Annotated in this window: 24 protein-coding genes and 1 other RNA gene; 18 read left to right on the forward strand and 7 right to left on the reverse strand. The window is 48.4% G+C overall.

Annotation, left to right across the window (positions count from 1 at the left end; all coding sequences use genetic code 11):
* Window positions 1–81 precede the first annotated feature (81 nt).
* From BC349_RS13950 to rplU, 3 genes are all read right to left on the reverse strand, one after another.
* Window positions 82–342 (reverse strand): hypothetical protein, encoded by a 261-nt coding sequence (locus tag BC349_RS13950; protein ID WP_187257394.1) that lies wholly within the window; start codon window positions 340–342, stop codon window positions 82–84.
* 99 nt (window positions 343–441) lie between these two features.
* Entirely contained in the window at window positions 442–708 is a 267-nt protein-coding gene (gene rpmA / locus BC349_RS13955; protein ID WP_187257395.1) for a 50S ribosomal protein L27, read from the reverse strand.
* A 37-nt stretch (window positions 709–745) separates the two neighbouring features.
* Window positions 746–1,048, reverse strand: a complete 303-nt coding sequence (gene rplU / locus BC349_RS13960) for a 50S ribosomal protein L21 (RefSeq protein ID WP_187257396.1) — start codon at window positions 1,046–1,048, stop codon at window positions 746–748.
* Window positions 1,049–1,187: 139 nt separating this feature from the next.
* Here rplU and BC349_RS13965 point away from each other — a divergent pair, with 139 nt between their 5' ends.
* From BC349_RS13965 to BC349_RS14010, 10 genes are all read left to right on the forward strand, one after another.
* Entirely contained in the window at window positions 1,188–2,684 is a 1,497-nt protein-coding gene (locus tag BC349_RS13965; RefSeq protein ID WP_187257691.1) for a GH3 auxin-responsive promoter family protein, read from the forward strand.
* A gap of 345 nt (window positions 2,685–3,029) precedes the next feature.
* The gene (locus BC349_RS13970; RefSeq protein ID WP_343063725.1) at window positions 3,030–3,758 is read left to right on the forward strand and encodes a GNAT family N-acetyltransferase; all 729 of its coding nucleotides are present in this window, start codon (window positions 3,030–3,032) and stop codon (window positions 3,756–3,758) included.
* A gap of 15 nt (window positions 3,759–3,773) precedes the next feature.
* Window positions 3,774–4,976: an argininosuccinate synthase gene (locus tag BC349_RS13975; RefSeq protein ID WP_187257397.1), complete on the forward strand. Its 1,203-nt coding sequence runs from the start codon at window positions 3,774–3,776 to the stop codon at window positions 4,974–4,976.
* Window positions 4,977–4,978: 2 nt separating this feature from the next.
* On the forward strand, window positions 4,979–5,953 hold the full coding sequence (gene argC, locus BC349_RS13980) for an N-acetyl-gamma-glutamyl-phosphate reductase (RefSeq protein WP_187257398.1): 975 nt from the start codon (window positions 4,979–4,981) through the stop codon (window positions 5,951–5,953).
* Window positions 5,954–6,065: 112 nt separating this feature from the next.
* A complete protein-coding gene (locus BC349_RS13985) occupies window positions 6,066–7,199 on the forward strand; it encodes an aspartate aminotransferase family protein (RefSeq protein WP_187257399.1) in 1,134 nt (377 codons plus the stop codon).
* A 57-nt stretch (window positions 7,200–7,256) separates the two neighbouring features.
* Window positions 7,257–8,228 carry an N-acetylornithine carbamoyltransferase gene (locus tag BC349_RS13990; RefSeq protein ID WP_187257400.1) on the forward strand — a complete coding sequence of 324 codons (972 nt, stop codon included), beginning with the start codon at window positions 7,257–7,259 and terminating at the stop codon, window positions 8,226–8,228.
* 27 nt (window positions 8,229–8,255) lie between these two features.
* A complete protein-coding gene (gene argB, locus BC349_RS13995; RefSeq protein WP_187257401.1) occupies window positions 8,256–9,047 on the forward strand; it encodes an acetylglutamate kinase in 792 nt (263 codons plus the stop codon).
* Window positions 9,044–10,177: a M20 family metallo-hydrolase gene (locus BC349_RS14000; RefSeq protein ID WP_187257402.1), complete on the forward strand. Its 1,134-nt coding sequence runs from the start codon at window positions 9,044–9,046 to the stop codon at window positions 10,175–10,177. The genes argB and BC349_RS14000 overlap by 4 nt, the downstream gene beginning before the upstream one ends.
* Before the next feature lie 25 nt (window positions 10,178–10,202).
* The gene (gene argH, locus BC349_RS14005; RefSeq protein ID WP_187257403.1) at window positions 10,203–11,534 is read left to right on the forward strand and encodes an argininosuccinate lyase; all 1,332 of its coding nucleotides are present in this window, start codon (window positions 10,203–10,205) and stop codon (window positions 11,532–11,534) included.
* Between the two features lie 58 nt (window positions 11,535–11,592).
* A complete protein-coding gene (locus BC349_RS14010; RefSeq protein ID WP_187257404.1) occupies window positions 11,593–12,747 on the forward strand; it encodes a 1-deoxy-D-xylulose-5-phosphate reductoisomerase in 1,155 nt (384 codons plus the stop codon).
* Window positions 12,748–12,750: 3 nt separating this feature from the next.
* On the opposite strand, the gene BC349_RS14015 is transcribed toward BC349_RS14010, so the two are convergent.
* The gene (locus BC349_RS14015) at window positions 12,751–13,161 is read right to left on the reverse strand and encodes a hypothetical protein (protein ID WP_187257405.1); all 411 of its coding nucleotides are present in this window, start codon (window positions 13,159–13,161) and stop codon (window positions 12,751–12,753) included.
* A 129-nt stretch (window positions 13,162–13,290) separates the two neighbouring features.
* Between BC349_RS14015 and rseP the strand changes: the two genes are divergently transcribed.
* Window positions 13,291–14,640 carry an RIP metalloprotease RseP gene (rseP, locus tag BC349_RS14020; protein WP_187257406.1) on the forward strand — a complete coding sequence of 450 codons (1,350 nt, stop codon included), beginning with the start codon at window positions 13,291–13,293 and terminating at the stop codon, window positions 14,638–14,640.
* Window positions 14,641–14,891: 251 nt separating this feature from the next.
* Here the strand turns inward: rseP and BC349_RS14025 are convergent, their stop codons facing one another.
* Window positions 14,892–16,526, reverse strand: coding sequence for a carboxylesterase/lipase family protein (locus BC349_RS14025; RefSeq protein WP_187257407.1), 1,635 nt, complete (start codon window positions 16,524–16,526; stop codon window positions 14,892–14,894).
* Window positions 16,527–16,599: 73 nt separating this feature from the next.
* On the opposite strand from BC349_RS14025, the gene BC349_RS14030 reads away from it, so the two are divergent.
* Window positions 16,600–17,343: an NUDIX hydrolase gene (locus tag BC349_RS14030; RefSeq protein WP_187257408.1), complete on the forward strand. Its 744-nt coding sequence runs from the start codon at window positions 16,600–16,602 to the stop codon at window positions 17,341–17,343.
* Window positions 17,344–17,410: 67 nt separating this feature from the next.
* Here the strand turns inward: BC349_RS14030 and BC349_RS14035 are convergent, their stop codons facing one another.
* Window positions 17,411–19,213 (reverse strand): MutS-related protein, encoded by a 1,803-nt coding sequence (locus BC349_RS14035; RefSeq protein WP_187257409.1) that lies wholly within the window; start codon window positions 19,211–19,213, stop codon window positions 17,411–17,413.
* Between the two features lie 119 nt (window positions 19,214–19,332).
* On the opposite strand from BC349_RS14035, the gene ssrA reads away from it, so the two are divergent.
* Window positions 19,333–19,708, forward strand: a transfer-messenger RNA (tmRNA) gene (gene ssrA, locus BC349_RS14040).
* 218 nt (window positions 19,709–19,926) lie between these two features.
* The gene (locus BC349_RS14045; RefSeq protein ID WP_187257410.1) at window positions 19,927–21,081 is read left to right on the forward strand and encodes a galactokinase; all 1,155 of its coding nucleotides are present in this window, start codon (window positions 19,927–19,929) and stop codon (window positions 21,079–21,081) included.
* Here BC349_RS14045 and BC349_RS14050 read toward each other — a convergent pair.
* Entirely contained in the window at window positions 21,078–21,746 is a 669-nt protein-coding gene (locus BC349_RS14050; protein ID WP_187257411.1) for an HD domain-containing protein, read from the reverse strand. The two genes, BC349_RS14045 and BC349_RS14050, sit on opposite strands and share 4 nt — an antisense overlap.
* Window positions 21,747–21,837: 91 nt before the next feature.
* Between BC349_RS14050 and BC349_RS14055 the strand changes: the two genes are divergently transcribed.
* From BC349_RS14055 to BC349_RS14070, 4 genes are all read left to right on the forward strand, one after another.
* Window positions 21,838–22,758, forward strand: a complete 921-nt coding sequence (locus BC349_RS14055; RefSeq protein ID WP_187257412.1) for an alpha/beta hydrolase — start codon at window positions 21,838–21,840, stop codon at window positions 22,756–22,758.
* A 66-nt stretch (window positions 22,759–22,824) separates the two neighbouring features.
* On the forward strand, window positions 22,825–23,778 hold the full coding sequence (locus BC349_RS14060; RefSeq protein WP_187257413.1) for a 3-keto-disaccharide hydrolase: 954 nt from the start codon (window positions 22,825–22,827) through the stop codon (window positions 23,776–23,778).
* 39 nt (window positions 23,779–23,817) lie between these two features.
* Entirely contained in the window at window positions 23,818–24,807 is a 990-nt protein-coding gene (locus tag BC349_RS14065) for an aldo/keto reductase (RefSeq protein ID WP_187257414.1), read from the forward strand.
* 64 nt (window positions 24,808–24,871) lie between these two features.
* Window positions 24,872–25,858 (forward strand): type I glyceraldehyde-3-phosphate dehydrogenase, encoded by a 987-nt coding sequence (locus BC349_RS14070; RefSeq protein ID WP_187257415.1) that lies wholly within the window; start codon window positions 24,872–24,874, stop codon window positions 25,856–25,858.
* Window position 25,859 lies beyond the last annotated feature (1 nt).

The raw sequence follows: 25,859 nt of genomic DNA on the forward strand, positions 1-25,859 counted from the left end.
CGTATAAGTTTTGTGCCCAGCCCATTAAAATGAAAAAGGTCCCGGTAAACCGGGACCTTTCGTATCATTTTTACTAAATGATTAAGCTTTCTTTGGAGCGGCCTTTTTAGCAGCAGCTTTCTTAGGAGCAGCTTTCTTAGCGGCGGCTTTTTTAGGAGCAGCTTTCTTAACAGCGGCTTTCTTTGGAGCGGCCTTCTTTACAGCAGCTTTTTTAGGAGCAGCTTTCTTAGCGGCTTTTTTAGGAGCAGCCTTCTTAGCGGCGGCTTTCTTTGGGGCAGCAGCTTTTTTAGGAGCAGCTTTTTTTGCAGCTTTTTTAGGAGCAGCTTTTTTTGCAGTTGCCATTTTTTTAGAATTTAATGATTAGTAATTGGGTTACCAGAGGTAAAAATATAAACTAATCTTTAACTGCAAAATTTTTTTTTGCTGTTTAATCGGAATTGATTAAGCGCTTACTTCTACCGGGGATACAGAAACGATGGTTTTGTTTTCCCTGGTTTTGCGGAATTCTACCACACCATCAGCAGTTGCGAAGATGGTGAAATCCCTTCCTACACTTACGTTCTTGCCAGGATGGTATTGGGTACCACGCTGACGAATGATGATGTTGCCGGCGATAGCAGGTTGTCCACCGTAGATTTTTACACCCAGGCGCTTGCTTTGTGAGTCGCGACCGTTCTTAACACTACCTTCACCTTTTTTGTGTGCCATGACGTATGATTTTTAAATGGTAATCTGAATTACCAGGTTATGCGATTTCGTTGATCTTGATTTTGGTAAAGTGGGTCCTGTGACCTATTTTCTTACGGAAACCTTTCCTTCTTTTCATTTTGAAAGCGATCACTTTGTCACCCTGCAGGTGATCAACGATCTCAGCTTTTACTACTGCCTTCACATCGGCGCCTGCGGTGAGGCTGCCATTGTTGTCTAACAGCAATACTTCTGCGAATTCTACCTTGTCGCCGGCGTTACCAGATAATTGGGGAACGTACAATGTTTGGTCTTTAGAAACCTTGAATTGCTGACCGGCTATTTTAACAACTGCTAACATAACTTACCAAAATTAGGAGTGCAAAGGTAAGGGTAATTTCCTTACCTCCAAACAGATTTTCAGAAATATTTACCTCAAATTTAAGACGATTCCTGCAAACTAGCCCCTAAATTTGCCGGCATTCATTCCCTACAGCACCATGAAATTCAAGTCTTTTCTTGCCAAGCCCTTTGCCTCCTATGTGTACAAGCAGGTAAAGCGGTCCATGCAAACGGCCGTGAACGACCAGGATGCCATCTTCCGTGAGCTACTGAAAGTGGGGGCGGCTACTCAGTTTGGCAAGGATCACCACTTTGGCGAAATCTCCGGCCCGGAAGAATTTCGCCAGGCAGTACCCGTTCGCGACTACGAGCTCCTTAAGCCATATATTGAGTTGGTGAAGGAAGGAAAGCACAACGTGCTCTGGAAAGGGAAGCCTATCTATTTTGCCAAGACCTCCGGTACCACCAGCGGGGTCAAGTACATACCGATTTCCAAGGAGTCCATTCCCAATCACATCAATTCGGCGCGTAACGCCTTATTATGCTATATGGCCGAAAGCGGAAATGCTGCCTTCGCCAACGGTAATATGATTTTCCTGTCTGGTTCACCTGAACTGGAAAGGATTGCCGGCATCCCGACAGGTCGGCTCAGTGGCATCGTAAACCACCATGTACCCAGTTACCTGCGCAAAAACCAGTTACCATCTTACGAAACCAATTGCATCGAAGACTGGGAAACCAAGCTCGATAAAATTGTGGATGAAACGATTAACCGCAACATGACACTTATCAGCGGTATCCCACCCTGGGTGCAGATGTATTTTGACCGCCTGATGGAACGCAGTGGAAAGAAAGTCGGCGAGCTGTTTCCCGATTTCTCGATCCTGGTGCATGGGGGAGTGAATTTTGAGCCCTACAAGGCAAAGCTATTTGAAAGCATCGGTCGCCCCCTGGCCGCCATTGAGACCTTCCCGGCCTCCGAAGGTTTTTTCGCTTTCCAGGACAGCCAGCATGCAGAGGGATTGTTGCTCAATACCAACAGCGGCATCTGGTTTGAATTTATCCCTGTGGGTGAGGTTTTTTCTGAAAACCCCACCAGGCTGGGCTTGCGTGATGTAAAAATTGGCGAGAACTACGCCATGATCATTACCAGCAATGCGGGATTGTGGAGCTATAACCTGGGGGATACCATCAGGTTTGTATCTACTGACCCATACAGGATTGTTGTGTCCGGAAGGATCAAGCATTTTATTTCAGCATTCGGCGAACATGTGATAGGGGAAGAAGTGGAATACAGCCTGATGAAAGCAGCCACAGAAACAGGCGTACACATCACCGAGTTTACCGTTGCGCCGGTGATCTCACAGGACAGGGGGAAATCATATCACGAATGGCTGATCGAGTTTGAAAACTTGCCGGAGGATATGAACGCTTTTTCCATTAAGGTGAATGAAAACCTCCGTAAGAAGAATATCTATTATGATGACCTGATCAGGGGTAATATTCTTTTACCGCTGAAGATCACTTCCGTCAGGAAAAACGGTTTTATTGACTATATGAAAAGCATTGGCAAACTGGGTGGACAGAACAAGGTACCCCGGCTCAGCAATGACCGGAAACTGGCAGAAGCCCTCGGCCCATGGCTGGAAAACTAACGTTCGTTTGAATAATATTCAGGAAAAGAGCCCGGTTGCCATATAATAATTGGCAACCGGGCTCTTTCATTGAGGAATTACCATGATTTTAAAAGAATTTTTGGGACAATTAATTCAAAAACGTATAATTTTGGCTCGCATTTTAAAACAAGGCATTTTATCTGTCAGAAGAGATGAAATCATTCCAACCACATACCGCCTTTTGTTTTCTACCGCGACCACGACGTGGTTGCTGATAGGACGAGCCCTTTGCACCGGCCCCTATCAGTGAAAAAAGCCCAATCGGATTTTACTTTACACTGTTCGTGTACGCTAAAAAAATTACTGATCCTTAATTTATTGTAAGTGGAAACACCATCCATTATTGTCAGGGTAGCCACTCCCGATGATATTCATTATGCTACTACCATCACGGATGAGATGGAGTCATCAGCAAAGGCACGTGGAACCGGTATCGCCAAACGATCACCGGAATACATCGAGCTGAAAATGCGTGAAGGGAAAGCTGTCATCGCACTTACTGCAGATGGTACCTGGGTTGGCTTCTGTTATATCGAAACCTGGAGCCATGGAGAGTATGTGGCCAATTCGGGACTCATTGTTTCCCCTTCTTTCAGGAAAAGCGGCGTAGCCAAACGGATCAAGGAACGCATTTTCGAATTGTCGAGAAAGCTCTATCCGGAAGCAAAAATCTTTGGTCTTACCACCGGACTGGCCGTGATGAAAATTAATTCCGATTTGGGCTATGAACCGGTAACTTACTCTGAGTTGACACAGGACGAGGCATTCTGGGCAGGTTGTAAAAGTTGTGTGAATTATGATATCCTGATGAGCAAGGATCGTAAGAACTGCCTCTGTACCGCCATGCTGTATGATCCTAAGGATCATTATAAGCCGGAAGAAACCGCAGAGGACTTCAAACAGCATTCAAAAGCTTATGAGCGGCTGATGCGTTTCAAACAATCAAGGTTCATCCAGGCGTTCAGGAAAAAGTCTTCCGGGGTTGCCGGCGGTGGCGGCGACGCAACCAAAAAGAGGATGTTCTCGATCTTTAATTTCTTTTATAATCTTTAACCAACATATAAATCGATGAAGTCTCAGAAAGTTGTTTTAGGATTCAGCGGTGGATTGGATACCACCTTCTGCGTAAAATATCTCTACGAAGACCTGGGATATGAAGTGCATTCCATTATTGTAAATACCGGTGGTTTCAGTGAGGAAGAGTTGAAGAAGATTGAAGCCCATGCGTATAAGCTTGGCGTGAAAACCCATACCACTGTAAACGCCGTAAAAGATTACTACGATAATATCATCAAATACCTCGTATTTGGCAATGTGCTGAAAAACGCGACCTATCCTTTAAGTGTAAGCGCAGAACGGCTGAGCCAGGCCATTCATATCGCAGAACATGTGAAGAAGGTCGGCGCCGATGCGGTAGCGCACGGCAGTACAGGGGCCGGTAATGACCAGGTTCGTTTCGATATGGTCTTCCATGTGATGATACCCGATGTAACAATTCTCACCCCCATCCGCGACCTGCAACTGAGCCGCGAGGCTGAGATCATCTACCTGAAGGAGCGTGACGTGGAGATGAACTATGAAAAAGCACAGTACTCTATCAATAAGGGGCTCTGGGGAACCAGCGTGGGAGGGAAGGAAACGCTTTCCTCAAAAGGGATGCTTCCCGAAGAAGCATGGCCTACCCAGGTGACCAAAAAACAGGCGGAGGAAGTTAAGCTTCATTTCGAAAAAGGCCAGCTAACGGCAATAAATGACCGCAGTTTTGATCATCCGGTGGAAGCCATCCAGTACCTGCAAACCATTGCCGGTCCGTTTGGAATCGGCCGTGATATTCATGTGGGTGATACCATTATCGGCATCAAGGGCCGGGTTGGGTTTGAAGCCGCCGCACCGATGGTGATCCTGAAAAGTCATCATGCCCTCGAAAAGCATGTGCTCACCAAGTGGCAGTTGAGCTGGAAAGACCAGTTGGCGCAGTTTTACGGAAACTGGCTGCATGAAGGCCAGATTCTTGACCCCGTAATGCGTGATATTGAAGCCTTCCTGGAAAACTCACAACAGCATGTTACCGGTGACGTATTTGTGCAGTTAATGCCCTACCGTTTCCAGGTCATCGGTGTAGAATCCGGATTTGACCTCATGTCTTCAAAATTTGGCCGTTATGGCGAAATGAACAGTGGCTGGACCGGGCAGGATGTGCGTGGCTTCAGCAAGATTTTCGGTAACCAGACTGCGATATGGACTATGGTGAACAAGGAAAACCAGAAATAATTATGATTCGTATTGGTATCATAGGTGGTGCCGGCTATACCGGTGGTGAACTGATCAGGTTGCTGGTCAATCATCCGCATGTGGAGGTCGTTTACGTGAACAGCAAAAGCAGTGCAGGCAAGCCTCTTCATGCAGTGCACCAGGACCTGCTGGGTGAAACGGAAATTTGTTTTTCCGGTGAGTTGCGGGATGATATCGACCTGATGTTCCTTTGCACGGGCCATGGCGAGGCAAGGAAATTCCTGGAAGCCAATCCTCCTGCTTCACATGTCAAAGTGATCGACCTGTCAAACGATTTCAGGATATCGGATAAATCATCCCTGGGCAACCTGCAATTTGTGTATGGCCTGCCGGAACTGAACCGTGAGTTGATCCGTACTGCAAGTGCAGTGGCCAACCCCGGTTGTTTTGCCACCGCCATCCAGGTTGGACTATTGCCGTTGGCAAATGCCGGACTGCTGGATGAGGTTTATACCACCGGCATTACAGGATCTACCGGTGCCGGTCAATCGCTTTCAGCCACTTCCCACTTCAGTTGGAGGGCCAATAATATCCAGGCGTATAAAACACTAACCCACCAGCACCTGGGCGAAATCGGGCAGTCGCTCCTGCAATTGCAACCCGATAGTGATATCGACCTGAGCTTTGTGCCCTGGCGCGGTGATTTTACCAGGGGTATATTTATCAGTTCTACCCTGCACCTCGATTTGCCCGGGGATGAACTGGCGGATCTGTACAAGGAGTATTACCGGGACCATCCCTTCACTTTTGTGAGTGAAAATCCGATCTTTTTAAAACAGGTGGTCAATACCAATAAAGCCATTGTGCAACTGGAAAAAGTTGGTTCGAAACTCGTAGTGCATTCTGCCATTGACAATTTACTTAAAGGCGCCAGCGGACAGGCTGTACAGAATATGAACCTGATGTTTGGACTGCCGGAAGATGCAGGGCTGAGGCTGAAGGCGGCGGGGTTTTAGGGGGGAGGGGTGAATGGGTCAATGGGTGAATGGGTGAATGAGTGAATGGGTCAATGGGTCAATGGGTGAATGGGTGAGGTTTAACTATAAACTAAAAACTACAAACTGTTACATGAAACTCTTCGATGTATATCCTTTAAACAACATCACGATCGTGCGTGCAAGCGGATCTTCGGTGTGGGATGATGCGGGTAACGAATACCTCGACATGTATGGCGGGCACGCGGTGATTTCCATCGGTCACACCCATCCGTACTGGGTGAAGCGCATTGAAGACCAACTGGAGCAGATCGCGTTTTATTCCAATTCGGTAATGATCCCGCAGCAGCAGGAACTGGCTGAAAAGCTGGGCCGATTGTCGGGAAAGGAAAACTACCAGTTGTTCCTCTGTAATTCCGGTGCAGAAGCCAATGAGAATGCCCTGAAGCTGGCCTCCTTCCATACCGGCAGGAAGAAAATTGTAGCCTTCAGGAAATCTTTCCATGGTCGTACTTCCCTGGCGGTTGCGGCTACTGATAATCCGGCTATAGTGGCGCCGGTAAACCAGACAAACAATATCATCTTCCTTCCATTTAATGATGTGAGTGCCTTGCAGGCCTGTTTTAAAGCCCAGGGTGAGGAGATAGCGGCGGTGATCGTGGAAGGAATCCAGGGAGTGGGTGGTATCAATGTGGCAACGGATGAATTCCTTCGTGCCATCCGCAGTAATTGCGACCAGTACGGTGCCGTTTATATTGCCGACTCTGTACAGTGTGGCTATGGACGAACCGGATTGTTTTATTCGCATGATCATGCTGGAGTGAACGCCGATATTTATTCGATGGCAAAAGGAATGGGCAACGGGTTTCCGATAGGTGGTATTTCGATCGCCCCACATTTACATCCGAAGCATGGCATGCTGGGAACCACTTTCGGCGGTAATCACCTGGCCTGCGCCGCAGCCCTGGCAGTGGTGGAAGTGATGGAGGAGGAGAACCTGATGGAACATGCTGCAGCGCTCGGTAAATATATAATGGAGGCACTTAAAACAATGCCGGTAATACAGAATGTAAGGGGAGTTGGACTGATGATCGGCTTTGATGTTCCCGAATCGCATAAGGATCTGCGTAAGAACCTCCTGTCGAAGCATCGCATCTTTACCGGTGAGGCAAAACCGAACGTAATCAGGCTGCTGCCTTCACTGGCATTAGGCAGGAAAGAAGCTGACCGGTTCCTTTCGGCACTGCGCCAGGAACTTTTAGGCTAAATACCAGCATTCATTCACCATTCACTCATTCACCATTCAACAATTCTCTGTTTTCCCATGAAACATTTCACCTCCGTTCACGACGTATCCGACATCAAGGCCCTGGTGAAGCAGGCGCTGGAATACAAGGCTGATCCATATAAGGATCAACGCCTGGGATCCCGTAAAAGGATCGGCATGCTGTTCCTGAACCCCAGTATGCGTACGAGGCTGAGCACACAGGTGGCTGCCCAGCAATTGGGTATGGATGCAGTTGTCTTCAATGTGGGAAGTGAAGGCTGGTCACTTGAATTTGAGGAAGGTGCCATCATGAACGGCACAACCGTGGAGCACGTGAAAGATGCGGCGCCTATCATGGGAAAATATTTTGATATCCTTTGCATCCGGACTTTCCCATCACTCAAAGACCGGGATGCAGATTATAGTGAATTTTATATCAACCAGTTCATCAAATACGCAGGTATTCCTATCGTCAGTCTCGAGAGTGCTACCCTGCATCCCTTGCAGAGTCTTACCGATATAGTGACCATAACAGAAGCGATCTCCGGACCGGGCTTTCAACCAAAAACAGTGAACCGCAAACCGAAAGTGGTCCTTACCTGGGCCCCGCACGTAAAACCCCTTCCCCAATGTGTGGCCAACAGTTTCGCGCAATGGGTGAATACCTGGGGAGAAGCAGAATTTGTGATCACACATCCCGCAGGTTATGAACTGGATGAACAGTTTACAAAAGGTGCAACCATCATGCATGACCAGAATGCGGCCTTGAAGGACGCGGACTTCGTATATGTTAAAAACTGGAGTGAATTCAGGGATTACGGTATGATATCCTGCACTGATACCTCCTGGATGCTGACCAATGAAAAACTTGCGCTGACCAACCAGGCCAAAGTGATGCACTGCCTGCCCGTGCGGCGCAATGTGGAATTGAGCGATGAGGTACTCGACGGGCCGAACAGCCTGGTGACCACACAGGCGGGTAACAGGGTGTGGGCAGCGCAGGCGGTTCTGGCAGAATTGGTGAGATAAAATCCATCAAACAACAAATAGTTTTACTTGAACAATCTATTCGTCATAAAAATTGGTGGTAATGTCATAGACAATCCGGCAGCATTGGAAAACTTTCTCGCCGATTTTGCTGCTATCCGGGCGCCAAAGATTCTGGTGCATGGAGGGGGAAAGATTGCTACAAGACTGGGGGATAAACTGGGCATTGAATCGAAATACATCGATGGAAGAAGGATCACCGATGATGAAACCATTGACCTGGTGACCATGGTCTACGGGGGACTGGTCAACAAGAAAATCGTAGCACAATTGCAATCGCTTGGCTGTAATGCGATGGGCGTTACCGGTGCAGACGGCAACCTGGTTCCGGCAATAAAACGTCCCGTGGAGGAAATCGATTACGGCTGGGTGGGAGATGTGGCCGCGGAAAGTCTTCCCGCCAGCCGCTGGCAGTTATTGCTGGACAATGGCATCGTTCCTGTGCTGGCCCCATTAACGCATGACAACGCGGGACATATTCTGAATACCAATGCTGATACCATGGCTTCCTCCATTGCGGTGGCATTGTCGGCTGTTTATTCCACCAGGCTGATATATTGTTTTGAAAAAAAAGGGGTGCTTGAGTTTGTGGAAGATGAACATTCGGTTATACATACCATTACAAAAGCATCTTATGCCCGGTTGAAAGCCGAACAGAAATTGTTTGCAGGCATCCTGCCCAAGCTTGATAATGCCTTCGCAGCGATAGATGCGGGTGTGAAGGAAGTCCTGATCGGGCATGCAGATGACCTGCTGCAGAATACCACAGAAACCACCACCGGAACCCTGATTACTGCATGAAGCAAGTTCAACTATATGAAGATGCCATTGCTTTATTGCAATCATTAATTGCCACCCCTTCCTTCAGTAAGGAGGAAGATAAAACTGCGGAATTGATCGGCCGGTTTTTGCAGGACCGTAAAGTTGATGTCCATCGCTCGGGAAATAATATCTGGGCGCTGAACAAATCCTTTGATCCGGCCAAACCTACATTGCTGCTGAATTCCCACCATGATACCGTAAAGCCGAATCCGCAATACACCAGGGATCCTTTCCTGCCAATGGTGGAAGATGGAAAATTATATGGGCTGGGTAGCAATGATGCGGGTGGACCATTGGTTTCGCTGATCGCTGCCTTCCTGCATTTTTATGCGCAGGCTGACTCGCCCTGGAATATTGTACTTGCGGCAACTGCGGAAGAAGAAATCTCCGGATTGAATGGGATTGAGGCTTTGCTGAAAGCACCGGAGTTCCTGGGTGCAACCGCACAGGGTGGGCACCCCTACCCGAATTGGTCAGCCATCGTTGGTGAACCAACACAGATGCAAATGGCGGTGGCAGAGAAAGGCTTGCTGGTACTGGATTGTACCGCGCACGGAAAATCGGGTCATGCGGCCAGGGAGGAAGGCATCAATGCCATTTATAAGGCAATGGACGATATCAACTGGTTCCGGTACTTTCGTTTTCCAAAGGAATCAGCCACACTGGGCCCGGTGAAAATGAATGTCACGGTCATTCAAACCGAGAACAAGGCCCATAATGTGGTTCCGGCGACCTGTCTGTTTACTGTGGACATCAGGGTGACAGATGCGTATACACATGAGGAAGTGCTGGACATAGTGAAACAATATGTCAGCGCTGAAGTGAAGCCGCGCAGTATGCGGATGCGTGCAAGCGGCATATCGATGGAACACCCGCTGGTGGCGGCCGGACTCTCCATGGACAAATCCTGTTATGGATCACCCACCTGTTCCGATAAGGCGCTCATGCCTTTCCAGGCATTGAAAATCGGTCCGGGCGACAGTGCCCGCAGCCATACCGCCGACGAATTCATTTACCTTAGCGAAATTGAAAACGGAATATCAGAATACATTGAACTGATAAGTAGAACGATAAAAACCAGGCCTGAAATTCACCCATTCACCCATTGACCATTCACCATTCACCATTCACTACATGAAACTCTGGCAAAAAAATATAACGTCTTTAAAAGAAGTAGAGAGATTTACGGTTGGACGTGACCGTGAGTTCGATACCATGATGGCCAAACAGGATGTGCTGGGAAATATGGCCCATGCGATTATGTTGTCAGAAATCGGCCTGCTGACAAAAGAAGAAGCTGCTGAACTGCTTGCCGAACTGAAAAAGATCTATGCCCGTGCAGTGGCTGGTGAGTTTGTGATTGAAGAAGGAGTGGAAGATGTACACTCCCAGGTGGAATTTCTCCTTACCGAAGCCCTTGGTGATACCGGCAAAAAGATCCATAGTGCCCGCAGCCGGAACGACCAGGTGCTGGTGGACCTGAAACTGTTCCTGCGCGATGAGCTGCAGCAACTGGCGGAAGCCATCAAGCCATTTTTTCAATTGCTGCAGTCGCAGAGCGAAGTGTATAAGGACCACCTGCTGCCCGGGTATACCCATCTCCAATTGGCCATGCCATCCTCCTTCGGGCTTTGGTTCGGCGCCTATGCGGAAAGTCTGGTGGATGATATGGTAACTCTCCAGGCTGCCTATAAAGTAGTCAATAAAAATCCGCTTGGGTCTGCCGCAGGTTATGGATCATCTTTCCCGATCAATCGTACCCGTACTAAGAAGCTGCTTGGATTTTCCGACCTGAACTATAATGTGGTATATGCCCAGATGGGCAGGGGGAAGGCTGAACGCATTGTAGCCATGGCGCTAGCCAATATTGCTGACACACTGGCCAAATTATCAATGGATGCCTGCCTTTTCCTGAACCAGAATTTTGGATTCATCAGCTTCCCGCCGGAACTGACAACTGGTAGCAGCATCATGCCGCATAAGAAAAACCCGGATGTGTTTGAGCTCATCCGTTCTCATTGCAATCGCCTGAAAGCCCTGCCCAATGAGATCATGATGATGACCACCAACCTGCCATCGGGTTATCACCGCGATCTCCAGTTGTTGAAGGAGCACCTGTTCCCTGCCTTTGGTACGCTGAAGGATTGCATCAATATGGCTGCGCTGATGCTGCAGCATATTGAAGTAAAAAAGAATATCCTGGCCGACGAAAAATACCGTTACCTGTTCAGTGTGGAAGAGGTGAACAAACTGGTTTTGCAGGGAATGCCTTTCCGGGACGCCTATAAAACGGTTGGTTTATCCATAGAGGAAGGTAGTTATACATATGAAACTAAGGTTCAGCACACCCATGAAGGAAGCATCGGAAACCTCTGTAATGACGCGGTTGCTGATGCAATGAATGAGGTGCTGGAAGGCTTTAATTTTCACCAAACAAATAAAGCATTGGAGCAATTATTGCGTTAATTTGCCGTTTTCTGACCTGTCCAACCGCTGGTACAGGCGGTCTACTAATCAAGATAAGATGCAGAAACGTATAGCAATATTTGGATCCACCGGTTCAATCGGAACCCAGGCGTTGGAAGTAATTGCGGCAAACCCGACCTTGTTTTCGGCTGAAGTACTCACTGCCCAGCAGAACGATGAATTATTGGTGCAGCAGGCAAGGCAGTTCAATCCGAATATTGTAGTGATTGGTGACGAAAACCGCTACCAGAAAGTGAGGGATGCATTGGCCGGAACAGATGTGAAGGTTTTTGCTGGTGAAAAGGCCCTGGAAGAAGTGGCGGCGATGGATTGTTATGACCTGATGCTGGCGGCCATTGTTGGTTTCGCGGGATTAAAGCCAACCCTCCAGGCGGTGGAAAATGGTAAAACCGTTGCACTTGCCAATAAGGAAACCCTGGTGGTGGCAGGTGATATCGTGATGAAAAAAGCCATCGAAAAGCGGGTGCCCATTATTCCGGTAGATTCTGAGCATTCAGCGATTTTCCAATGCCTGGTGGGAGAGAACCTTAATCCGATTGACAAGATAATTCTAACGGCATCCGGCGGTCCTTTCCTTGGCAAGAAACCCAATTTCCTGGTGAATGTAAAGCGTGATCATGCGCTGCAGCATCCCAACTGGAGCATGGGAGCGAAGATTACCATCGACTCGGCCACCCTCATGAATAAAGGGCTGGAAATGATTGAGGCCAAATGGCTGTTCAACCTGAAGCCAGACCAGGTGCAGGTACTGGTTCATCCGCAAAGTATCATCCATAGTATGGTCCAGTTTGAGGACGGAAGTATCAAGGCCCAGATGGGATTGCCCGATATGAAACTTCCCATCCAGTATGCCATGGCATTTCCGCAGCGACTGGTAAACAGCTTCCCCCGGTATGATTTCAGAAAACCAAATACATTGACATTCGAAGAGCCGGATATTAAAACATTTCGCAACCTGGCACTTGCCACAGAGGCGCTTTTCAAGGGGGGCAATCTTCCCTGTATCCTCAATGCAGCGAATGAAATCGCGGTTTTTGCCTTTTTAAGGAACAGGGTAGGATTCCTGGATATGACCGATGTTGTTGAAAGGACCATGGAAAAAGTTTCCTATATCGAGAATCCTACCCTGGAGGAATATTTTGAAAGTGATGCGGCCGCCCGTGAATTTGCGGCAACGCTCATCCATCTTTAAATCTTATTTGATGATTAGGGTGTCGGCACTGAAAATCTGCTGGCCATTGTAGAACCGCAGCACATACTTGCCGGTGAACGGTAGCTTGAACTTGAAGGTGGTATCCTTTACATATACCGTTTGTTCACAACCCGTAGAAGGCAGGTCCGGGTTAGGTTTGCTGCCTACAGCCTGGATATCATATTGTTTTTCCCCTGAATTGAAAGAATCAAATCCTTCGAAACGGTAACATAAATTGGGTGCGGTAACCCTGACAGCCGCAACGATCGTGTCACCAACATTGGCGGTATCGGGCAGATTGGTGGCCGAGATTGTAATTGGGACAAGTATTCGCTCTGACGGCGGGATATTGTTCGTTTTAAGGCAGGCGACCAGACCCACCATGGCAAATGCAATAAAAACTATTTTTTTCATTCGGTTGTTTTGTTTCCTGACAAGAGAGGCGCCGGAACCGTTGTCCGGTTATAAAATTTTATCTTCCTGATAGGGTTTTTTACCGGATATTTGTCACTATTCAAAAAATTGGACCTCACTGATTTATCTATGACTTTGTTAGCAATTAATTGGGCGGAAGTTGGTGTTAAGGCCGGACAATTTATCCTATCCTTTTCGATCATTGTAATTCTTCATGAGCTTGGACATTTTTTACCTGCGCGCTGGTTTAAGTGCAGGGTGGAAAAGTTTTACCTGTTTTTTAATCCATGGTTTTCACTGTTCAAAAAGAAGATCGGGGAGACGGAGTATGGTTTAGGCTGGGTGCCCTTCGGCGGTTATGTGAAGATTTCGGGCATGGTGGACGAGAGTATGGACAAAGAGCAGATGAAGCTGCCGCCACAGCCATACGAATTCCGGAGCAAGCCGGCATGGCAGCGACTGATCATCATGGTGGGCGGAGTCGTTGTGAACCTGATACTGGGTTTCCTGATCTATGCCATCATGTTGTGGTATTGGGGCGAATCCTATATTCCAACCAACAAATTTACCTACGGTATAGCTACTGATTCACTGGCCCAGAGCATTGGTCTGCGGGATGGTGATAAAGTGATGAGTGTGGATGGTGAATACATTGACCGCTTTAATAAGATACCCCTGAAGGTATTACTGAGCGGCGCAAAAACCATTGAGGTGGAGCGGGATGGCAAACCGGTGGTGGTAAATATCCCCGAGGATTTTGCTGCCAAGCTGATTCATTTCAAGACCATCAATTTTATTGATATGCGGATGCCATTCCTTGGGGTGGATTCTGTGGTGGATACCAGTGCCGCGGCGAGGGCCGGACTGAGGGCTGATGACAGGATACTGGCCGTGAATGGTCAATCCACGGAGTATTTTCATGTATTTCGTAAGCTGATCCAGGTAAACAAGGAAAAGAATGTAAAGCTTGATGTGCTGCGAGGTACGGATACGATGCAGGTGTCGCTGCTGGTTCCTGCAACTGGTACCATCGGTGTGTATAATAAAACACCCAGGGACCAGTTTGAGGTAAAGGAGATCAAATACGGATTTTTTGAGGCCATTCCTGCCGGTTTTGTCAGGAGTCTTGAAACCCTGGAGTCATACTGGCTGCAATTGAAACTGATCTTCAGCGGCAAGGTAAACACCAATGAGTCGCTGGGCAGTGTGATCAGTATCGGGAAGATGTTTGCTCCGGTGTGGGATTGGCAGCAGTTCTGGGCTCTGACGGCGTTTTTCTCCCTCGTTCTGGCCCTGATGAATATTTTGCCTATACCGGGACTTGATGGCGGTCATGCATTGTTCACCATTTTTGAGATCGTATCCGGGCGCAAGCCGAGTGATAAGTTCATGGAATACGCGCAGATGGTCGGCATGGTGCTGCTCCTTGGCCTGATGGCCTACGCCCTTGGCCTCGATATTTTCCGGCTTTTTAAATAGCGTCTGACGTGCGTCTGACGTACGTCAGACATATGTCAGACGCACGTCAGACGGTCGATTCTATAAAAATTGCATAGATGCGTGGTTAGTAAAGCCATGTTTCTATGCAATTTTTGTTGGTGCGATCCCTCATGCAGGCTGGTATTCCTGGTTATCCTTGTTTGCTGGCTCATTCGGGCCTTTCGGCCATCGGTGTTTCGATTAAAGCGTCTGACGCGCGTCTGACGTACGTCAGACGCGCGTCAGACGCTTTAATTATTTCCATAAGCCCGGTTGAGGAACTCGTAGCGGGCATCATGCTTCGCGCGGATGGCTTTGGATTCGGTATCGAGGATCATTACCGGCGGGTCGGTGGATTTGGGTTCCGCTGCCGGCCATTCGGGCAATCCATTCCCGTTCGGATTTCCTGTAATGATGAAATTGGCAAAATACTGAAGCATGGTAGCCGATACCTTGTGGTCGTCTTCGGTCCAGGCATAATCCTTAATCAATGCAAGGTTACCCATGCAATATTCGATTTCGCAGGCATGCGGAGCACCAAGCGGTTCCGGCATTTTTGTCCCCGGTTGTGCATTCCTGTTAGTGCCTCCTGCCAGTCCGGGTGTAAGCGACTGGTCCACCATCAGCGGACGCAGTTTGGAATAAAGGTAACGGTACACTTTCTGGTTGCTGTGCTTGCGGTGCAGGTCAAACCATTTCCAGGTACTGTAGGCGATAAAACGGTCGGAAGCCAGGTTGGTGGCCGACCACTCGATCTCTTTTTCAGAACCATGCGGATAGAGTTTCAGGACCTCCTCAAAGTCTTTCGGGTATTCAGCTTTTACGCGGTTGATATAATTCTCCTCTTTGTATGGTTGCCCCTGCATAAAGGCCATTCCGGGGATTTCTGCCGAGTTCCAGCCCAATAATAGCGGCACCTGGCTCTGTTCGCGGGCGGTAAAAATTTCAGGCAATGTTTTTGGATAAAAATAACCGTCGATGACTGTCGGGAACCCGAAACGCTTTGAATCCTGGTAAACCTGGAAGATCTCGGCCGTACTCATATTCCTCATTTCTGCCAGGCTTCTGATGCCTGCTTTCTCCATAAATTCCACACCGGTTTTTTCTGCCTGAACCAGCGGCACAGGTGCAAGGGTTGGGTGGATGGCAGCACCGCTTTCACCAATGGCGCCATGTATCAATCCCTTTGACAGGGGTGAAGCCATTTGTGCACTCACTGAAATGGAACCCGCGGATTCACCGGCAATGGTTACACGATTTGGATCACCCCCGAATGCTGCGATGTTTTCCCTCACCCATTTCAGTGCAGCATGCTGGTCAAGCAGTCCATAGTTGCCCGAGGCCCTATAAGGTGCTTCCCTGCTCAACTCAGGATGCGAAAAGAACCCGAAGATGTTCAGGCGATAATTTACCGTGAGCACTACGATCCCTTTTTTCGCCATACTGGCACCATCGTAGCGTGGCTCGGATCCATCACCGGCAACAAAACCGCCACCATAAAAATAGACCAGCACCGGCAGGTTCTTTTTGTTATTGCGGGACGGAGACCATACGTTAAGGTAGAGACAATCTTCGCTCATGCTCTCGGTTCGCGCACCCATGTCACCAAAGACGATTCCCTGCACCGGGCCGGGACCAAATTTTTTCGCTTCCCTGATGCCTGTCCAGTTTTTAGCCGGCTGGGGAGCTTTCCAGCGGAGTGGTCCAACTGGCGGCTGGGCAAATGGAATACCCAGGAAAACCTGCAGGTCAGATTTGATATCGTACACTCCCTCAAGAATACCGTTTTTGATGGTTGCCCTTACCGGGAATCCTTTCACAGGCTGGGCCATGAGGCCGGCATTTGTGGCCAGTATCAGGATCAGCAACAAGCGTAGTAGTTTCATTTTACCTCTATTTATTATTATTGTGTCTTTTTGATACAATGAATGTAAGTATTTTTACAGTTCACAATATTTTATGTCGAGAAAAATAGCCAATCCGGCAAAACAGGCAGACGGGAAAGACTATCTCGCGCACATTGCGTATGATTCGGTAGTCTTCGGGTTTTCCGGCGATAAACTGAAGATCCTGCTGATGGAATACCGTAACACCGGTTTATTTGCCTTGCCGGGAGGTTTTGTTGGCAGGAAGATGAACCTTGATGATGCTGTCAGGGCGGGACTTGAGGAACGCACGGGCCTGTCGGGGATTTATATGGAACAGTTCCATACTTTTGGTGATTGCAACAGGCAGGATGCTTCCGTGCTTAAAAAAATTATGAAAGCCAATGGTATAGAAGCAGAAAAAGATCATTGGTTGCTGGATCGTTTTATATCCGTTGCCTATTATGCGCTGATCAATTATAAAGCGGTAAAACTACAACCTGATGCTTTATCGGATTCCTGCGACTGGTACCCCGTGGATGCACTGCCACAACTGATTTTGGATCATGGGAAAATTGTAGAGAAGGCTTTGCAGGCATTGCGCTGGAACACCGATGACCGGATCATTGGCATGAAACTGCTGCCGGAAAAATTCACCATGAAAGAACTGCAGCAGGTTTATGAGAATATCCTGGGTGAACAACTCGAGCGTGCTAATTTCCAACGCAAGATGATTGCATCGGGGTTACTAACCAGGCATGCTGCGCAGTTCACGGGCAAAGCACATAAGGCACCATACCTCTACAGTTTCGCAGAGAAAAAGACTTCCGTCTTTTGACAGGTGTTTGGCAACCGGGTGCACAATCATGTAGGTTTCTTAATCAAGCTGTTCCCGGAATACAGTTTTAAAGGTCTATACCAATCTTTTTCATAAGGATGGATGCGTTCATACTCTGGCAGATACCCGTTTTGAGTTTGTAATCGAAATACAGTTCTTCACCTTCCACGGAAACATCAAAATGATAATTGGTGATGGCATCGGGATACTGCTGTGCCAGTTCCGTGAGGGCCAGGTCGTGGGTGGCCAGCAGTCCGCAGGCTGATTGTTTGATCAATTGAATGATCAGGGCCCTTGAGCCAGTCTGGCGGTCCTGTGAATTGGTTCCGCGCAGGATCTCATCCAGCAAAAGAAAAACGGGTTCTTTGCGGTTGACAGCTTCGATGATGGATTTCAGTTTACTCAGTTCGGCATAAAAGGTGGATGTATTTTCCTCGAGGTTATCGGCAATACGCATGCTGCTCATAATACGCATATTGGATACCGTTAGTTGAACCGAGCAGGAAGGAGCGCCGCTCATGGCCAGTACCTGGTTGATTCCGATGCTGCGCAGGAATGTGCTTTTCCCGGCCATATTGGAACCTGTAATCAGTGCAATAGCGGGCAGGTGATCGGTGCTGAAATCGTTGTTGATCCTTTTTCCCGCGGGAATCAGCGGATGGCCAATTCCCTTTCCTGAAAAATGCCCGGGTGTTTCTGTCAGTTGCGGAAAAACCCAAGCTGGGTGATTGAACGCCAGTCGCCCCAGGCTGTTAAGTGCTTCCATTTCTGCAAGGGCTTCGAACCAGCGACCGATGAACCTGCTGTTCCGGTGTTTCCATTTTTCGAGTGACCATACCTGTTGAAGATCCCAAAGCGTGAAAGTGTTGAGGGGCACAAACACCAGCGGGTTCAGGCGGTAATCGAAGCGGTCAAGGATCTTCCGCAATTGAAGTGTAGCCAGGGATGCCTGGGGCAAATTTGCAGGGTGTAATAATGCCTGGATATCTTTTAGTTTTTGGCTGGTAAAAGAGGCCTTTTCAATGGTTTGGAGGGCATCGGAAAGCGTGTTGAGTTGGGGTACAATGCTGTCAAGTGCGCGGTATTGGGGCAGCACTTTGCGGCTGATGCTAAAAGCAATGATCATGAACAGGATTACCAGGGAATAGAAAACGGGTGATTCCACTATTCCCAGGATATGTAGTGCCAGCACGGAAAGTGAGCCGACAGGGAAGAGGATCGCCAGCCAGCGCCAGCCTTTTTTGGGAAAGAATCCTGCCGGTTGAACAAGCCAGTTTTGCAGGCTGGTTTCCGTTTTCAGGCCGACAGGCGTCAGTAACCCAATGGCCTGGAAACGCGCACTCCAGTCGGGCTGGCCGGACAGTTCCCTGGCCGCATCCTGCCTCGCCCGGATGGTATCATTGGACGCAGGCTCCAGCAACCAGTTTGCCAGCAGTTGATGTCCCTGTTCACTGGTACTCCGATGGATATACTGGAAAAGGGAAGCCTGTCCGAACAGGTCAAGGTCACCCGAATAGGCATGGTTTTTAGGCGCCAGGGGCAAGCCATTAAACCGCTGGTTGAACTGGTGGCCGGCGATCTGTTCTTCTTCCTGGTGGATACTGATCAGGTGTTCCAGCAGGCGTATATCATCTGCCAGCCCGAGGCTTTTCCGCAAAAGCCAGAGGAAGATGCCTAATGCCACGGCGAACACGAGAAATGCCGCCCCAGGGCCCATTTGCCAGGCCTGGTACACCAGCCAGGCTCCTGCCAGGAGTGTGCCCACCCGGGCCCAGGCGATGGTGTTTTTCTGTTTGGCCAGTTTTTCCTTTTCTTTCCTGAATGCTGTTTCTTTTTCCTTGTGATATGTCAGCGGATCCATGTAAACCATGGGCTGAAACTAGTACATTTTACCATCCATTAACTATCCGGTCATCCATTTTATACTATCTTTGCATACTGAAAGTTGCGTGAGTTTTTATTTAACTGACTACTCAACATTCACGAAATGGGGCTGTACTGGCTTCGACAGCGTAGTTCTTTGAGAGTGTAAGCATGTCGTGCGTTGGATAATTAGCACGTAAATCTGAATACCCGAAATTCAAATGGCAATACACAGTATGCCATGGCTGCCTAATCAGTGATTAAGTAGTCATTAGGGCCGCGTTGAGCAGGTTGGTCTGTTACCAGGCTCCGCCGCCGACTCAAAAACAAATACAGGCTGCTGCAAGTGAAGGCTGTGACACTTGCTTAAGACCATCCAGCTAAGGAAAGAATCGGTTTGTTGGTTCCCTGTTCTTTCCCGACAAATAATAATCAAATAAACATGTAGAAAGCTTTCGGCGAATATGTTTGGACGGGGGTTCGACTCCCCCCAGCTCCACTGAAACTCCACCAAAGGCCCGCGATACATTTGTGTTGCGGGCTTTTTTTTGCCCTGCTCGGGCAGCGTAATTTTCATTATTATTCAATAATAGCATCGCTCATTTATGAGCCAGGAATGCTGGTGCCAATACTGAAGACTGCTCCTTCATTTCAATAAAATGATCATCAGGGCTCACAACAATTGATGGCTGGTCAGACCTTTTGAATTATTTTGCACCAATGAATATGCAGAACAGGATCACAGATGTTTTCAGGAATCAATTTGGAAGCCAACCATTACTATTTCGTTCACCCGGCAGGGTCAACATCATCGGTGAGCATACTGACTATAACGAAGGTTTTGTATTGCCGGCGGCAATCGACAAATACATTTATATCGCAATAGCTCCCAGGACTGATAAAGAAATCCATCTCTACTCGCAGGATTTCAGGGAGGGTTGCGTGTTTTCCCTGGACAATGCATTAAGCCCGGTAGCCGCAGGCTGGCCGAATTATATCCTGGGTGTAGTAGACCAGCTGCAAAAGAAAGGCTGCCCGCTTTCCGGCTTTAACCTGGTGATCGACGGTGATGTGCCGATCGGTGCCGGACTTTCCTCCTCCGCTGCAGTGGAATGTGCTACCGCCTTTGCCCTGAACCACCTGTTTTCTTTGCAACTTGACAGGATGGAAATGGTGAAACTGGCGCAACAGGCCGAACATACTTTCGCAGGTGTCCGTTGCGGAATCATGGACCAGTTCGCCAGTATGTTCGGAAAAAAAGGACATGCCATCAAACTGGATTGCCGAAGTCTTGAATATGAATATGTTCCGCTTGACCTGAAAGGGTACAAGATCGTGCTGCTCAATACCAACGTAAAACATAACCTGGCATCCACTGAATACAATACCAGGAGGGAACAGTGCGAACAGGGGGTGGCCTGGGTTAAGGAACACCATCCCGAGGTAAAAAGCCTGCGGGATATTACCCTGTCAATGCTGGAACAATTGGTGCTTCCCAAGGACGAACTGATCTACCGGAGATGCAAATTCATAGTGGAAGAAAACCTGCGCCTTCAGCTTGCCTGTGAAGACCTGAACAGGGGCGACCTGATAGCGCTCGGATCAAAAATGTTCCGGACACATGAGGGGCTCAGCAAAGAATACGAAGTAAGTTGTAAGGAGCTTGATTTCCTGGTGGACGCCGTGAAAAACAATCCGGCTGTGCCGGGTGCCAGGATGATGGGCGGCGGCTTCGGCGGATGCACCATTAACCTTGTAAGGGAAGATGCAATTGAGGGTTTGGTTGACAACCTCAGGCATTCCTATGAGGATCAAACCGGACTTAAACTGACCTACTATATCGCGGATATCGAGGACGGGAGCGGGTTGGCTTAACGCGCTTCCCACTCTTTGTAGAACTGCTCAATAAATTGTTCCATAAAATGGTGCCTTTCCGCAGCCATTTCTTTTCCCGCTGAAGTATTCATCCGGTTCATCAACAGGAAGAGTTTTTCGTAGAAATGATTGATGGTGGGTGCGTTGCTTTTTTTGTATTCCTCCTTAGTCATGTTCAGGTTGGGCGGTATTGCCGGATCGTAGATCTTCCGGTTCCTGAAACCTCCGTAATGGAAAGCGCGGGCAATACCAATGGCGCCAATGGCATCCAGGCGGTCTGCATCCTGCACAATGTTCAGTTCAACAGACTCAAAAGCTGCCATCTCTTTACCGCCTTTGAAGGAAATATGGGTGATGATCTGTTCTACATGGCGGATTACTTCTTCTTCCACCTGCAGGCTGCTGAGGAATTCCCTTGCCTTTGCAGGTCCGATGCTTTCATCGCCTCCATGGAATTTTGAATCGGCGATATCGTGCAGCAAGGCACCCAGTTCAATGATCAAAAGATCGGGCGTTTTTTCAAGCCCTGCCGTTTCCTGTCTCGCAATCTCCCTGGAATTCTTCCAGACCCTTTCAATATGAAACCAGTCGTGTCCTGCTTCCGCCTCTGCCAGGCAGGACTTTACGTGTGCAATGGTTTGATTGATGATGTTATTTTCTTCCATGAGTAGCAGCGTGGTTCTATTGGCTGACCTGCAAGATAATTGATGTGTTTGTTTCGTGATGAGTACACTTATGATGTAATTTCAAGGGACCATGACAAATTTTAACCGATCCCGTTTATTGCTTGCCTGCCTGTTGCTGCCGGCTTTCCTGCCGGCCCAGGTGCGCCCGAATCCCGTTAAGAAACTCTTTCCTGAAGGAACGGTATTCCATGAAAATATTTCCTATGCAGGGGACACCCTTGCCAAGCACCTGTTGGATATCTATCTTCCGGCCAATACAAAACCAGGTATGCCGCTGGTGATCTGGGTTCATGGCGGGGCCTGGCTTTCAAATGACAAGTATGCAGATATGGGTTATATGAAAAACACCATCAATGCCATACTGGATAATGGATTTGCACTTGCATCCATTGATTACCGGCACAGCACGCAGGCCGTGTTTCCCGCGCAGATCCAGGATTGTAACCAGGCCATTGAATTCCTGTACCGGCAATCAGAACAATATGGCTTCGACCGGAAGAATTTTTTCCTGATGGGATTTTCTGCCGGTGGTCACCTTGCTTCCCTGCTTGGACTGGCTGCCAATAATAGTATGAAAGAATTCACTGCACCCGGTTCCCGGGTATCTTTCCGGATAAAAGGGGTGGTTGATTTTTATGGCCCCGCGGACCTGACTGCCATGCCAATGCCGGCTGAGGATGAGACCGGGAAAGACCCCATCACCTTATTGTTAGGCGCACCTGTAGTTGAAAGGCCGGACCTGGCAAGAAAAGCCAGTCCGGTCAGCTATGTTGACCCAAAGGATCCGCCGTTTTTAATTATACAGGGAGAAAAGGATATGTCGGTTCCAAATACCCAGTCGAGGATGCTGCATTCCTGGCTGCACCTGGCCGGTGTGAAATCTGATCTCATCATCGTTAAAGACGCGCCGCATTACGGTGAAATGTTTGATGCCGAAAAAATAAGAACGGCAGTAACAGCATTCCTGAAAGAACATAGTGCCAACCGGTAAACTGAAAATAGCTTAAATTGATTGCTGAATTTAATATCTCATTCTTATATCTAATCATTGTTTCATATGAAAAAACTTTTTGCAATTAACTCCCTTGCTTTTATGTTATTGACCGCAGCACCTGCCGCCATGGCGCAGGATATCCTTGCAGTAAAGCCTGCTGATCCCGCAATAGAAGGCCGCTGGGATATAACGGTGATGGTTGATGGAAAAGAGTATCCATCCTGGCTGGAGGTAACCCATTCGGGAAGGAAAAGACTGATTGGTCATTTTGTTGGCATGAGCGGCAGTGCCCGACCTATTTCCCAGGTCTTTTTCAATGACGGAAAACTCAGGTTCAGTCTTCCGCCACAGTGGGAAGAACAGGACAATGACTTTGTTTTCGAAGGCAGCCTGACTGACGGAAAATTACATGGCAGCATGATTGCGCCGGATGGCAGGAAACATAACTGGACAGCCCAACGTGCTCCATCCCTTCGTTCTGCCGCAGCGCCCTCCTGGGGTAAGCCGGTTAAATTATTCAATGGTGTGAATCTCGATGGCTGGCAGGCGATGGGAGAGAACCAGTGGGTAGTAGAAGGAGGCGTGCTGAAGAGTCCGAAATCTGGTGCAAACCTGGTAAGTGTACAAAAGTTCAATGATTTTAAACTGCATATTGAATTTCGTTGTCCCAAAGGAAGCAACAGTGGTGTGTACCTCCGCGGACGTTACGAAGTACAGATAGAAGACAGTAAAGGCAAGGAACCCCAGAAGGATTTGCTGGGTGCCGTTTATGGCTTTATTTCACCCAGCGAAATGCCTGCAAAGGATGCCGGTGAATGGCAGACATATGATATCACGCTTGTTGGCCGGATGGTGACCATTGTACTCAATGGCAAGCAGGTTGTCTGCAACCAGGAAATTCCCGGTATTACCGGTGGGGCATTAGACAGCAGGGAAGGTGAGCCTGGCCCCATCCTGTTCCAGGGCGACCATGGTCCGATTGAATTCCGGAATATCGTGATCACTCCGGCCAAATAAAGAGGGCAAATTATTTGTAACAATATTCGGCAGATAGTTATGAAAATAAAAGCGTTGGGATCCCAGGGACTCATGGCTTCAGAACTGGGGCTGGGTTGTATGGGCATGAGTGAATTTTACGGTGAAAGAGATGACCAGCACTCGCTGGCCACCTTGCAGCGGGCATATGAACTTGGCGTCACATTCTGGGATACAGCTGATATGTATGGGCCATATCTTAATGAAGAATTATTGTCCAAAGCATTGAAAGGCATCAGGCAGCATATTACCCTGGCCACCAAGTTTGGCATTACCCGGGGCGGAGAACAAGCGACGACGAGGGGAACCAACGGGAAACCGGAATATGTATTTCAGTCCTGTGAGGGAAGCCTGAAGAGATTGCAGGTGGATACCATTGACCTTTACTATCTCCATCGTGTTGATCCGGACACGCCGGTTGAAGAAACAATTGGTGCGATGGCTCAACTGGTGAAGCAGGGCAAGATCAGGGGTATCGGGTTGTCGGAGGCATCGATCGAAACAGTGAAGAGGGCACATGCTGTTCATCCTGTTTCAGCCGTGCAAACAGAATATTCCCTGTGGAGCAGGGATCCGGAAAGCGGAATGCTGGAAACCTGTAAAGAGCTGGGTATTGCTTTTGTGGCTTATTCGCCGCTGGGACGGGGTTTTCTAACGGGACAGATCAAACGCTTTGAAGACCTGGCGGAGAATGACTGGCGTCGGTCTGCACCAAGGTTCATGGGCGAAAATTTTGAGAAGAACCTGGCGTTGGTTGAAAAGGTAAAACATATAGCTGCTGAAAAGAATTGCACTCCTGCGCAACTGGCACTTGCCTGGGTAATGGCGAAGGGGGAACATATCTTTCCTATACCCGGCACCAAAAGGATCAGTTACCTGGAAGAAAATCTGGGGGCGTTGAATGTCAGATTAACAGCAGAGGATCTTGGGATAATTGATTCAGTCATTACACCGGAGATGGTGGCAGGAACACGCTATACAGAAGCGGGGATGAAGTCTGTCAACAGGTAAGCAAGGAGAAAATCTGGTATGAAACCGATGATTTATCGATCTTTGCCCACCTAAAATACACCCTATGCGCATCGCGATAAATGGTATGGGCAGGATTGGCAGGCTGCTGTTCAGGCGCCTGTTACATCAACCTGGCGTGGAACTGGTTGCTGTAAATGATATCATGCCTGTTGACAATCTTGTATACCTCCTGAAATATGATTCTTTATATGGCCCGTTTACAGAGCCGTTAAGCCTGGAAGGAAACACCATTGTTGCTGGTGGCCGGCAGGTGAAGGCCTACCAGGCATCTGATCCGGGAATGCTCAATTGGGCAGCACTGGGTGTGGATGTGGTACTGGAATGTTCCGGAAAATTTACCAGCCGGGAAGGTGCGTCCCGACACCTGCAGGCCGGTGCTAAAAAAGTGCTGTTATCAACCACTGGTGCCCCGGAAATCCCCCTCATGATCTATGGCTTTAACCAGCACCTGTTGCATGCGGGTATTGACATCGTTTCACCAGGCGGATGCATGACCAACTGCACTACACATATACTTTACCTGTTGCAATCTATCGGTATCGAATCAGCGCATTTCAATATACTGCACTCCTATACTTCCCGCCAGGAACTGGTGGATACTTCTCACAGTCAATTCAGGCGGGGAAGGGCAGCAGCCGAATCCATTATTCCGGTTGAAGTTGACCTGGTTCAGTCACTGGAGCGAATATTTCCTTTGAAAGGCAAGCTGGCAGCACTTTCTATCAGGGTGCCCGTTACCAATGGTGCACTGGTGGATTGCACCCTTCAAATGGCAGAAGATGTTACCGTTGAGCAGATCAACCATCTTTTCCATACAGCTTCTGAAAACTCATACAGGCAAATTCTTGCCTACACGGAGGATCAGCTGGTTTCTGCAGATTTCAAGGGTAATACACATTCCGTGATCATTGACGGAAGCCTTACATCCGTTGTGGGACGGCAGCTGAAGCTGATTGCCTGGTTTGATAACGAATATGGTTATACGAGCAGGATGCTGGACTGGCTGGCTTACTGGAAACCGCTGATGTAAT

The organism is Flavihumibacter stibioxidans (assembly GCF_014332695.1).
Taxonomy (GTDB): Bacteria; Bacteroidota; Bacteroidia; order Chitinophagales; family Chitinophagaceae; genus Flavihumibacter; species Flavihumibacter stibioxidans.

Coding starts and splice junctions, on each gene's coding strand:
- BC349_RS14000 (WP_187257402.1), top strand. CDS start 9,044: ATGAAGCAAGTTCAACTATATGAAGATGCCATTGCTTTATTGCAATCA.
- BC349_RS14035 (WP_187257409.1), bottom strand. CDS start 19,213: ATGGTTTACATGGATCCGCTGACATATCACAAGGAAAAAGAAACAGCA.
- BC349_RS14050 (WP_187257411.1), bottom strand. CDS start 21,746: ATGGAAGAAAATAACATCATCAATCAAACCATTGCACACGTAAAGTCC.
- BC349_RS14025 (WP_187257407.1), bottom strand. CDS start 16,526: ATGAAACTACTACGCTTGTTGCTGATCCTGATACTGGCCACAAATGCC.
- argH (WP_187257403.1), top strand. CDS start 10,203: ATGAAACTCTGGCAAAAAAATATAACGTCTTTAAAAGAAGTAGAGAGA.
- BC349_RS13965 (WP_187257691.1), top strand. CDS start 1,188: ATGAAATTCAAGTCTTTTCTTGCCAAGCCCTTTGCCTCCTATGTGTAC.
- BC349_RS13985 (WP_187257399.1), top strand. CDS start 6,066: ATGAAACTCTTCGATGTATATCCTTTAAACAACATCACGATCGTGCGT.
- BC349_RS14055 (WP_187257412.1), top strand. CDS start 21,838: ATGACAAATTTTAACCGATCCCGTTTATTGCTTGCCTGCCTGTTGCTG.
- rpmA (WP_187257395.1), bottom strand. CDS start 708: ATGGCACACAAAAAAGGTGAAGGTAGTGTTAAGAACGGTCGCGACTCA.
- BC349_RS13950 (WP_187257394.1), bottom strand. CDS start 342: ATGGCAACTGCAAAAAAAGCTGCTCCTAAAAAAGCTGCAAAAAAAGCT.
- BC349_RS13975 (WP_187257397.1), top strand. CDS start 3,774: ATGAAGTCTCAGAAAGTTGTTTTAGGATTCAGCGGTGGATTGGATACC.
- BC349_RS14065 (WP_187257414.1), top strand. CDS start 23,818: ATGAAAATAAAAGCGTTGGGATCCCAGGGACTCATGGCTTCAGAACTG.
- BC349_RS14030 (WP_187257408.1), top strand. CDS start 16,600: ATGTCGAGAAAAATAGCCAATCCGGCAAAACAGGCAGACGGGAAAGAC.
- argC (WP_187257398.1), top strand. CDS start 4,979: ATGATTCGTATTGGTATCATAGGTGGTGCCGGCTATACCGGTGGTGAA.
- rseP (WP_187257406.1), top strand. CDS start 13,291: ATGACTTTGTTAGCAATTAATTGGGCGGAAGTTGGTGTTAAGGCCGGA.
- BC349_RS14070 (WP_187257415.1), top strand. CDS start 24,872: ATGCGCATCGCGATAAATGGTATGGGCAGGATTGGCAGGCTGCTGTTC.
- BC349_RS14010 (WP_187257404.1), top strand. CDS start 11,593: ATGCAGAAACGTATAGCAATATTTGGATCCACCGGTTCAATCGGAACC.
- BC349_RS14015 (WP_187257405.1), bottom strand. CDS start 13,161: ATGAAAAAAATAGTTTTTATTGCATTTGCCATGGTGGGTCTGGTCGCC.
- BC349_RS14045 (WP_187257410.1), top strand. CDS start 19,927: ATGAATATGCAGAACAGGATCACAGATGTTTTCAGGAATCAATTTGGA.
- BC349_RS13990 (WP_187257400.1), top strand. CDS start 7,257: ATGAAACATTTCACCTCCGTTCACGACGTATCCGACATCAAGGCCCTG.
- BC349_RS14060 (WP_187257413.1), top strand. CDS start 22,825: ATGAAAAAACTTTTTGCAATTAACTCCCTTGCTTTTATGTTATTGACC.
- rplU (WP_187257396.1), bottom strand. CDS start 1,048: ATGTTAGCAGTTGTTAAAATAGCCGGTCAGCAATTCAAGGTTTCTAAA.